The sequence below is a fragment of the Halomonas sp. 707B3 genome, assembly GCF_024158645.1.
Taxonomy (GTDB): domain Bacteria; phylum Pseudomonadota; class Gammaproteobacteria; order Pseudomonadales; family Halomonadaceae; genus Vreelandella; species Vreelandella lionensis.
Genome location: NZ_JAMZBE010000128.1, coordinates 1 through 10,270 on the forward strand (window position 1 = coordinate 1; position 10,270 = coordinate 10,270).

Sequence of the window (10,270 nt, forward strand, 5' to 3'; positions counted from 1 at the left end):
AAAAGTGGTTAAAAAGTAGCCGATGTAAGTCGAGCCAATAGGTGTTTAGCGGTGTTAGCCTGAGTGCGGTACTGGCTGAGGTGCTATGAGAAATCCAGGTTAGAGGCTGATTTATTTCATGCCATCACCCAAAGCAACATTACGTTGGTACAATGCCTCACCCAAAATCGCAAGCGCTGCACACACGCCGAGTTAAACGAGCACTATCAGGCATTGGCAAAAACGCTAGCCGATGCCCATGCAGACCGCATAGCTGGCGTGACGCAGCTATCGAACGACTTTCGACGCTGCCTTTGGGAGGAAATTTAGCGACGCGTAAATAAGCTTGCGGCTTGTAGTCCGGCAATTCACACTATGCATCACCAAGTTAAAACTAAAATGGCCTGTCAAGGGAGCCGTGTATGCCCAAGCATCGTGGAGTCGTTCTTCGCCACCTGTGTTTCGCCTTATTGCCGCTTTTGCCACTCGCGGGCTGCACCACTTATACGTGGCCAGATGGCTCCCAAGAGACCGTACTGGGCGTAGTTCCTGAAGATGAAAACCGCCGCTATGAAGAGCCCCAAGCCGACGGTGTACGCTACCGCAAGCCCGGTGAAATTCCAGAAGAAACGCCGCGTGAAGACGCTCCGAGCAACTAAGAAAGGCAAGCCTTTCAACGCTGGCGGCGCTTTGTATATGCTGTGGCTTGAGCGGTAAGAGGATCTTCTGGCCAAGGGTGCTTTGGGTATCGCCCGCGCATTTCTTTGCGTACTTCTGAGTAGCCGTTCAACCAAAAGCTTCGCAAATCTTGAGTCACCTGCAGTGGCCGGCGTGCAGGGGAAAGCAAGTGAAGTGTCACTGGTACACGCCCATCCACTACGGTGGGCGTTGCCTGCCAGCCAAAGGCTTCCTGAAGCTTCAACGCCAGCACCGGTGGCCTGCCTTCCCGGCAGGGTGTGTAATCCACTTTAACGGCATTGCCACTAGGCGCTTCTATCAAACTGGGCACTAAGCGCTCTAGCTGAGTCTGCTGCTTCCAATCAAGCGTGTTCATTAAGTACGTGTGAAACGGCAGTTTTTGCAACTGCGTTAAGCGCGTCAGACCCGCCATATAGGGGGCCAGCCATGTCTCGAGACTGCCTAACAACGCAGAGTCGGACCAATCGTTCCACTGTTCAGGATAAGCGCCAAAGAGCAGCGCCATTCTCCCCTGCAGTTGAACCACTTGTGCGTTAAACAGCATGTTGGGACGCTGTTTTAACGCTGCCATTAGCGCTTTTTCTACCGCGTCGGCAGGCAACCGCCGCAGTGGGCGTGTTGCTAACACAAGCTCGATGTGCCGCTGAACGGCTTCACCAACCAGCTTACCCTGCTCTTCTGACCAGACAATGCGCTCTTCCCACTGCTGGGTCTCGGGGTAAAAGTTAATCAGCGTGGCTAACGTGATAGGTTCTGCTAAATAGATGCCTGCCTCGCTGTTAGCGCTCTCTACACTCACTGCCACTAAAAAAGGCTCTTGAGCCAGTGGATGGTGAGCAGGTAGCGTAGCGGTTTTACCGTTAGCCAGTTTAAAACGACCCGGTGTCATCAGCTGAGCGATGCGATCCGGGTATGCTAGGCAAAGCAGCGCACCAAGCTGCTCCAAGGAGCTGTGCCGCGGCACAGGCGAACGCATCAGGCTCGACAATCGCTTTACTTCATGTCGCCACTGAGGATAAGCCGCAGGCTGGTTAACCCTTTGAGCTAAGGCGTCGCGCAGCGTGCCATTGATGCGCTCCCTGCCTTCCATTAAAGCCGCTAAGGCACAGGCAAGTGGCACCGCTTCAAATGATGCCGCTTGAATGAGCATGGTAGCTAAACGAGGTTCGAGGGGCAGTTGAGCGCTCTGTTTACCCAGCGGGGTCAACATACCGGCACTATCTACTAAGCGAAGCTGCTGCAACAGCGCTTGGGCACTTTTCCATGCTCCTTCAGGTGGCTGTGTCACCCATGAAAGCTCACTCGGCGAGTGCACACCCCATAGCGCTAGCTCTAGCGCTAATTTAGATAAATCAGCCTGCAACATCTCAGGCTCACCATAAGCGACCAGCGGCTGCTCAGCTGACCATAAGCGGTAACAAACGCCAGGCTGCTGCCTACCCGCTCGGCCACGTCGCTGGTCAGCACTCGCTCTATTCACCCGCCGGGTCATGAGACGCGTAAGCCCAGTGCGAGGGTTAAATAGCGGCACTCGTTCTAAGCCAGCATCAATCACGCTATTGACGCCATCGACGGTAACGCTGGATTCCGCAATGGCGGTTGAAACGATGACACGTTGCCGTGTTGTAAGAGGCCGCAATGCCGCTTGCTGGGCGTCGAGCGGCATGCTTCCATGAAGCGCACGAATCTCAACATCCATACTGCTACTTTCTAGAGCCTGCACAAGCCGGGAAATTTCTGCGATACCGGGCAGTATTACCAGCACATCTCGACTACCCTCTCGCTTCAGTGCCTCCTTGGTGACTCGCAAGGCAGCCCTATCTAATGATTCATGAGCTTCCACAGGGCAGTAGCGCGTTTCCACTGAAAATTCGCGGCCACTACTCTCAATAACGGGGGTGTCACTACCTAACACACCTTTTAAAGCAGCGACATCCAATGTGGCAGACATCACCATTAGCCGAAGATCATCACGGATGCTCTCTTGTACATCCAGTGCTAACGCAAGTCCTAGGTCTGCTTCAATGCTTCGCTCATGAAACTCATCGAAAATAATGCCCGCCACCCCTTCCAATAAAGGATCGTCTTGCAGCATGCGGGTAAGCACGCCTTGGGTGACCACTTCTAGCCGGGTATTGGGGCCTACATTGCTATCGCCCCGCATCCGGTAGCCCACCGTTTCACCTACCTGTTCGTTGAGCTGTGACGCCATAAAGGTGGCTGCCAAGCGAGCGGCGACGCGACGCGGTTCTAACAGTAAGAGACGCTGACCTTGCGCCCAGGCGCTGGAGAGTAACATTAGCGGGACACGGGTTGTTTTACCGGCACCTGGTTGAGCCACCAGAATAAGCCGAGTGTGTTCGGCCAGCATGGTTTGAATGGAGCTTAGATGTTGTTCAATGGGAAGCGATATGGTCATGAATCAGTGCGAGGTTGCATTTGAGGAAGTAATACCGCATCCCTTCAGGATAACGTGCTCAAGGAACTGACAAATGGAAGCCAAGTCAGCCTCACTCAGCGCTTCTTCCCCAAGAATGCCGGTCACTTGAGCGCTATATTCCGTGTAGTGCTGAGTGGCCGACCAAATTAGAAAGATCAGCCAACGTGGATCAACATCGTCCATTTTACCCTGCTGGGACCACTGACGAATAATCACTGCGCGGGAGGCTACCCACTCCTTTAGTTCGCCGGAGAGATACTCTTTTAAGAAAGGTGCCCCCGCCAATATCTCTGCGGCAAACAGTTTGGACCCCTCAGGGTAACGCTGCCCAAGCATCATTTTGGTGCGAATAAAATCACTGAGCACCTGCCCTGGGTCGCTATCCTCAGTAATATCCTCTAGTACCGCATTCCAGCGATTCATCATCCGATTTAGCAGTCGCACATACAGCGCCTGCTTGCTCCCCATATAATAAAGAATATTGGCTTTTGGCAGCTTAGCTTGATCTGCAATCGCCTGCAGGCTAGCACCACGATAACCATGTTGTGAAAACACCTGCTCTGCAGCGCTTAATATGGTTTGTTCAATACGGTCCCTGCTGGCATTTTCTTGGTTCGCGGTATCAGCCGTCATTCAGTAAGCTCCTTTAATAAACCTTGCAGTGTAATCGCGAGAAATGTCTACCAAGCGTGCGTGTCGCATCACTGTGCATTTCGCAGTGCGATGCGCACTAATAGTGCATGCCACATCTCATATAACAAAGTCTTGCAAGATTTGCATTTTTGTCCCAAGCTCAACATTGTTGACCGATCGGTCAAAACAATCATAACGGAGTTTGGCATGGCAACAATTGAGTTTTTGCTCAATGGCACCCCGACCCGGTGTCATGTGCCCCCTGACACAAGCATTCTAACGCTGCTACGCGACTATTTGGGGATGACCGGCACGAAAGAGGGCTGTGCATCGGGTGACTGCGGCGCATGTACCGTCGCCATTAAAAGCGATACAGCGCCTCATTTTGTAAGCCTGAATGCGTGTATTACACCCGCTCACCAGTTACATGGCCAGCACTTGTTAACCGTAGAGGGCTTGGCCACTGACGAAGAACTTCACCCGGCACAGCGTGCCATGGTGGAGTGCCATGGCAGCCAGTGCGGCTTCTGCACGCCCGGCATCGTAATGTCGCTATTTACGCTACATTCACAACAGCAACAGCGGCCAGCACCCCTTACGCCAGAGCGGCTTGAAGCAGCACTGGGCGGCAACTTGTGCCGCTGTACCGGATATCGGCCTATTCGTGACGCAGCGCTAAGCATGCAGGAGTCTTCTTGGAAAGCACCGCAATGGATTGATGCCAGCCAACCCGCTCATACTCCACTTACCGCTCCTCAATCTGCGGAAGCCAACACGGACCTTTTTGCTCAGCCCACGACACTGAGTCAACTAACTGAACTACGCCGACACTATCCATCTGCACGCCTTGTTGCCGGTGCCACCGATCTGTGGCTGGAAAATACGCAGCGCCTGGCGTTGCTTAATCAACTTATTGATGTCACGCGGGTTGATGAGCTGCGCCATATTGAAGAAGCCATCTTTGATGAGCAGCCAGGCTGGTGGGTAGGCGCAGGCGTCACCTATTCACAGCTCGAACCACTGCTAGAAACCCACTATCCCGCCTTTGCTCATCTACTTCACCGGCTCGGCTCACAGCAGGTGCGTAACCGCGGCACACTGGGTGGCAATATTGCCAACGCATCGCCTATTGGTGACACCCCGCCCGTACTGCTGGCGCTCAACGCCTGGGTAGAGCTGGCTAACCAGGATGGCAGTCGCGCGCTGCCGCTGAGCGACTTCTTCCTGGATTATAAAAAAACGGCGCTGGCAGCGGATGAAGTCGTGAGTCGAATATTTATTCCACAATTGGCGGACGACGCCGTCCTGAAAGTATGGAAACTCTCCAAACGGCGTGAAGACGACATCTCTGCCGTACTAGGAGCCTTCCATTATCGTATCGGCGATGGCGTTATGCAGGATGTTCGTATCTCCTTTGGCGGCATGGCGGCCATCCCTAAGCGAGCGCTACAAACAGAGGCAGCGTTAACAGGGCAGCCTATCGCGAAAGAGAACTTTCAAGCGGCACAGCGGGCGCTATCGGAAGAGTTTCAACCCATGAGCGATGTGCGCGGTACACAACACTATCGTCATCAGGTGGCAGCCAACCTGCTCGAACGCCTTTATCTATCGCTCTCAGTACCTAATCAAGAGGTGATGCTCCATGCGTACGCTCACTAAGCTTGATGGCGACAGCAGCCGCGCTCGCCGCGAGCTGCATGACCATATCCAAGGTTCTGGTCCACTGGCTCGCCATACGGTGGATAGCCACGGGCAACGGCAAGCCGGTGCTTCCAGCTTCCATGAAAGCGCAGAGAAACATGTCACCGGTAAAGCAACCTATATTGATGACATTAAAACACCCCAAGATGCCCTGCACGTGGCGCTCGGCCTTTCACCTGTCGCTCACGGCACGCTAACGAAACTGGAACTTGATGCTGTAAGACAGGCGCCTGGCGTTGTCGACGTGATCACTCTCCATGATGTACCAGGACACACAGATATTGGGCCGGTGTTCCCCGGCGACCCTATTTTTGTCGACCAGGAGATCAGTTACGCGGGGCAATGCCTATTTGCGGTGGCTGCCACCTCTTTACAGGCAGCTCGCCAAGCCGTGAAGCTGGCCACACTGCATATCGACGAACAACCGGCTAGCCTAGATCCTGTGGCCGCTGCTGGACGTCAAGAGGTTGTTCGCCCAACCCACGTGCAGGAGCGGGGCGACTGGCAAACTACCTTACAGCAAGCCGAACAAACCATAGAAGGCGAGCTATTTATCGGTGGGCAGGAGCACTTCTATCTCGAGGGCCAAGCGTGCATTGTGGTGCCTACGGAGGATGAAGGGGTGATGGTTCATACCTCTAACCAGCACCCCAGTGAGACCCAAAAATTGGTGGCAGAAGTGCTCGGTATACCTTTTCATGCGGTCACTGTAGAAGTGCGCCGTATGGGCGGCGGCTTTGGCGGTAAAGAGACACAAGCATCGCCCTGGGCCTGCATTGCCGCCATTATTGCTCGGCGTACCGGTAAAGCCACGCGACTTCGCCTGCCACGCAGTGAAGATATGCGTGCCACTGGAAAACGCCACCCTTTCCATAACCGCTATCAATTAGCGATTGATGCCCAAGGCGTTATCAAAGGCGGCGATATTACCGTTATTGGTGACTGCGGCTATTCACCAGATCTCTCTGATGCCATCGTTGACCGCGCGATGTTCCACGCGGATAACGCTTACTCATTGGGAGATGCGCGCGTCACCGGCCACCGCGCTAAAACCCATACGGCGTCAAATACCGCCTTTCGTGGTTTTGGTGGCCCCCAGGGCATGATGATCATTGAAGCGGCGATGGATGATATTGCCCGCCGCGTTGGTGAAGATCCGCTAACGATTCGTAAGCGCAACTTTTACCGTGAGGGGCGGGATACTACCCACTATGGTCAGCAGGTTGACCAAAAGCAGCTTCTGCACACGCTGGTTGACACCCTGGAAACGAGCAGCGACTACTGGGCACGCCGACAACACATTCGGGACTACAACGCGGCAAGCCCTGTTATTAAAAAAGGGCTCGCACTGACTCCTGTCAAGTTTGGTATCTCTTTCACCGCCCAGCATCTTAATCAAGCAGGGGCACTGCTGCATGTCTATACCGATGGCAGCATCATGATTAACCACGGCGGCACAGAAATGGGCCAGGGGCTGCACACAAAAATCTGCCAAGTGGTTGCCCGAGAGCTTGGACTAGATCTGGATAGCGTGCGGATCAGCGCTACCCGCACAGATAAGGTGCCTAATCCCTCACCCACCGCCGCATCCAGCGGTGCTGACCTAAACGGTATGGCAGCACGAGACGCCGCAAGCAAGCTTCGGGAGCGGTTGTTTGAGTTTGCAGCGGGGCATTTTGAGGGCGGGTTAGATAGAGAAGGCATGAGGCTAGAGCATGGCATGCTCATCGCTGGCATTGGCGAAAGTGAGCGTCGAATTCCTTGGGGCGAACTCGTTCAAACCGCCTATTTGAACCGTGTCTCTCTTTCTGAGAAAGGCTTTTATGCCACGCCGTTAATCCATTACAACCGGGCTAAAGGCCAAGGCCGCCCTTTTTATTATTACGCTTTCGGCGCGGCAGTGGCTGAAGTGAGTGTAGATACACTCAGCGGGGAGTATTTGGTTGACCGTGTTGACGTACTACACGATGTAGGCAACTCACTGAACCCTGCTATTGATATTGGCCAAGTAGAGGGTGGGTTTATTCAAGGCATGGGCTGGCTGACCAGCGAAGAGCTGAAGTGGAACGCCAAGGGAGTGCTCGTCAGCGATGGGCCAGCCACTTATAAAATCCCTACCTATGGCGACTTACCGAAAGTATTCAATGTCGATCTGTTGGAGGGGCACCCAAACTCTATGGCAAGTCTTTACCGTTCCAAAGCGGTGGGAGAACCGCCCTTTATGTTAGGTATGTGCGTGTGGTCTGCACTTCGGGATGCACTAGCAAGCCTAGCGGATTATCGCGTCTCCCCTCACCTGGACACGCCAGCTACACCTGAAAGAGTCATGCTGGCAGCCAATGCCATTAGGAATAAAGCGTTATGACGCAAGCGCCCGAAGCATGGCACGCTGCGCTGAACCGCCTGCAGCGCAGCGGTACTCCTCACGTGCTGGCAACTCAGGTGACCAGCGCGGGCTCGACTCCTCGTGAGCCGGGCGCACGAATGGTGATCACCGCTGATACTATTTTCGATACGCTGGGAGGAGGAACATTTGAGTGGCAAACCATCAGCGCCGCCCGAGACTTCTTGCAACAAGGCAGCGCTGGCTTTCATTTAGAGGCTTTCTCGCTGGGTGGGCGCAGCGGCCAGTGCTGCGGCGGCTTTGTTAACGTACTACTGGAAGTATTTCCCGGCGTTTCCAGTCACATTGCGCTCTTTGGGGCCGGTCACGTGGGTTGCGAGATCGTTAAACTCAGCGCTCCTTTGCCCTGGCACCTTGATTGGTACGATAGCCGTACCGATATATTTGACGAACAAGATTACCAGCAGCCTCGCCTTAGCTGTCACACACTAACAAGCCCCCAAGAGAGCGTTTCAGCACTTCCACCACATTGCCATGTCCTGGTACTCACTCATAACCATGACGAGGACTACGCACTGATAGCGGCGCTACTTAGACGCGCTGACATAGCCTCTATCGGGCTGATTGGTTCTGATAGCAAATGGGCTAGCTTTCAAAGTCGTTTGAAACGCGATGGTTATAAGCCAGAAGAAATACAGCGTGTGCGCTGCCCTATTGGCGCTGTTCATGGCACCAAACTCAGTAATAAAACGCCCTACGCGATTGCTATGACAGTGGTCACTGAGCTTTTATGGCTTACTGATAAACCCACTGCCCACCAAACCCGAGGGCTTGAGCCTGACGCACTGCGCTCTCTATTTCACGATACTGCGACAAACCCGAGTTAATATGACTTCTACTGATACGTTTATCCGTGCGGAGCTAGTTAGCTTTGCCCGCGACCCAGGCGACGACAACTTGCCTCAACCGGGCAGTCTTGAGCACTACGGCGACGGTCTTTTATGGCTTAAAGAGGGCCATATCCAAGCGATTGGGCACTATGCCGACCTCATTGACCAGCTACCTCCGAATAGCCAAGTGCTCGATTATCGCGGCAGACTGATTATGCCTGGGTTTATTGATACCCATGTGCACTACGTTCAGCTTGATATCATGGCCTCCTACGGGCGGCAACTGCTGGACTGGTTGAATGACTATACCTTTCCTGAGGAGTGTCGGTTTGCCAGCCACGCCCATGCAGAGGCACTTTCTAATGCCTTTCTAGACGAAATGCTCCGTGCAGGCACAACGACAGCCCAAGTGTTCGGTTCGAGCCACCCAGGCTCGGTAGATGCCTTCTTCACGGCTTGCCAAAAACGCCAGCTGCGTATGCTGGTAGGAAAAGTCTTGATGGATCGCAACGCGCCTGATGCGCTGATGGACGGCTCGACGGGAATCACCGATACAGAGCGTTTGATTGAAGACTGGCACGGCAAGCAGCGTCTTGGTTACAGCGTCACGCCACGGTTCGCGCCGACATCTACCAAGACACAGATGGATGCAGCTGGTGCCCTGCTTCGCAATGACCCTACTCTGTGGTTACAAACTCACTTGGCTGAAAACAGTGGGGAGTTAGACTGGGTCGCCAAACTCTTCCCAGGCAGCAGGGACTACCTCTCTGTTTATGAAGAAGCTGGCCTAGTAGGATCACGCAGCACTTTTGCCCATGGCATCCACCTTGATAACGGAATGCGCAAGCGTTTGGCCGAGCGAGGCGCTAATATTGCCTTTTGCCCTAGCTCAAACCTTTTTCTGGGCAGCGGACTCTTTGATCGAGAAGCGGCGAAAGAGACTGGGATGGCATTTACCTATGCCAGTGACATTGGCGCAGGTACGGACCTCTCAGGCTTTGGCACCTTGAAAAGTGCTTATCAGGTTGGTCAACTACGCGGGCAGCCGCTTACCGCTTGGCAAGGCTTCTACGGATTAACCCACGGTAATGCAAAGGCACTCTCGCTGAACAGTCAGGTTGGCCAGCTTGCCCCCTCCTATGAAGCAGATTTTGTGGTTATTGATCCTCATGCTACATCGCTCCTTGAGCGCCGCATCCAGCACTGCAACACGCTTGGCGAGCGTTTATTTGCACTGATGATGCTTGCTGACGACCGCGCCATTTATGAAACCTGGGCGGGTGGCATTTGCCAACACCGCAGGGATTAACCTAAGCCATTGCTACATAGCCATAAAAGCCGCTCCTAAAGAGCGGCTTTTATGGATTATTCCGCGTCTTAGCATGCCCAAACTAAAAAAGCCCCGAGCAGGCGGTGCACGGGGCTTGGGGTCATGGCGCGCTTATTGAGCGCGCAGCAAAAAACCCAGCCTATTGGCTGGGTTCCTTGCGGTATAAGTGCCTGACGATGACCTACTCTCGCATGGGGAGACCCCACACTACCATCGGCGCTAAGCGGTTTCACTGCTGAGTTCGGCAAGGGATC

7 protein-coding genes and 1 rRNA gene are annotated in these 10,270 nt (G+C 54.0%); 5 read left to right on the plus strand and 3 right to left on the minus strand.

Annotated features, from left to right (window positions below; all coding sequences use genetic code 11):
* The first annotated feature begins 401 nt into the window (after positions 1 to 401).
* Positions 402 to 638: a hypothetical protein gene (locus tag BIS10_RS14570; protein ID WP_044629444.1), complete on the plus strand. Its 237-nt coding sequence runs from the start codon at positions 402 to 404 to the stop codon at positions 636 to 638.
* Positions 639 to 652: 14 nt separating this feature from the next.
* Here the strand turns inward: BIS10_RS14570 and hrpB are convergent, their stop codons facing one another.
* Positions 653 to 3,097, minus strand: coding sequence for an ATP-dependent helicase HrpB (hrpB, locus tag BIS10_RS14575; RefSeq protein ID WP_253506175.1), 2,445 nt, complete (start codon positions 3,095 to 3,097; stop codon positions 653 to 655).
* Positions 3,098 to 3,100: 3 nt separating this feature from the next.
* A complete protein-coding gene (locus BIS10_RS14580; RefSeq protein WP_253506177.1) occupies positions 3,101 to 3,751 on the minus strand; it encodes a TetR family transcriptional regulator C-terminal domain-containing protein in 651 nt (216 codons plus the stop codon).
* 207 nt (positions 3,752 to 3,958) lie between these two features.
* Between BIS10_RS14580 and xdhA the strand changes: the two genes are divergently transcribed.
* Genes xdhA through guaD form a run of 4 tightly spaced genes read left to right on the plus strand, consistent with a single transcriptional unit; the run spans position 3,959 to position 9,995 of the window.
* Positions 3,959 to 5,410: a xanthine dehydrogenase small subunit gene (gene xdhA / locus BIS10_RS14585; RefSeq protein ID WP_253506179.1), complete on the plus strand. Its 1,452-nt coding sequence runs from the start codon at positions 3,959 to 3,961 to the stop codon at positions 5,408 to 5,410.
* Positions 5,394 to 7,817 carry a xanthine dehydrogenase molybdopterin binding subunit gene (xdhB, locus tag BIS10_RS14590; protein ID WP_253506181.1) on the plus strand — a complete coding sequence of 808 codons (2,424 nt, stop codon included), beginning with the start codon at positions 5,394 to 5,396 and terminating at the stop codon, positions 7,815 to 7,817. Before xdhA ends, xdhB begins: the two co-directional genes overlap by 17 nt.
* Entirely contained in the window at positions 7,814 to 8,683 is an 870-nt protein-coding gene (gene xdhC, locus BIS10_RS14595) for a xanthine dehydrogenase accessory protein XdhC (RefSeq protein WP_083023599.1), read from the plus strand. The genes xdhB and xdhC overlap by 4 nt, the downstream gene beginning before the upstream one ends.
* A gap of 1 nt (position 8,684) precedes the next feature.
* Entirely contained in the window at positions 8,685 to 9,995 is a 1,311-nt protein-coding gene (gene guaD / locus BIS10_RS14600) for a guanine deaminase (protein ID WP_083023601.1), read from the plus strand.
* A gap of 189 nt (positions 9,996 to 10,184) precedes the next feature.
* Here the strand turns inward: guaD and rrf are convergent.
* Positions 10,185 to 10,270: ribosomal RNA gene (gene rrf, locus BIS10_RS14605) — 5S ribosomal RNA — on the minus strand; the annotation flags it as partial.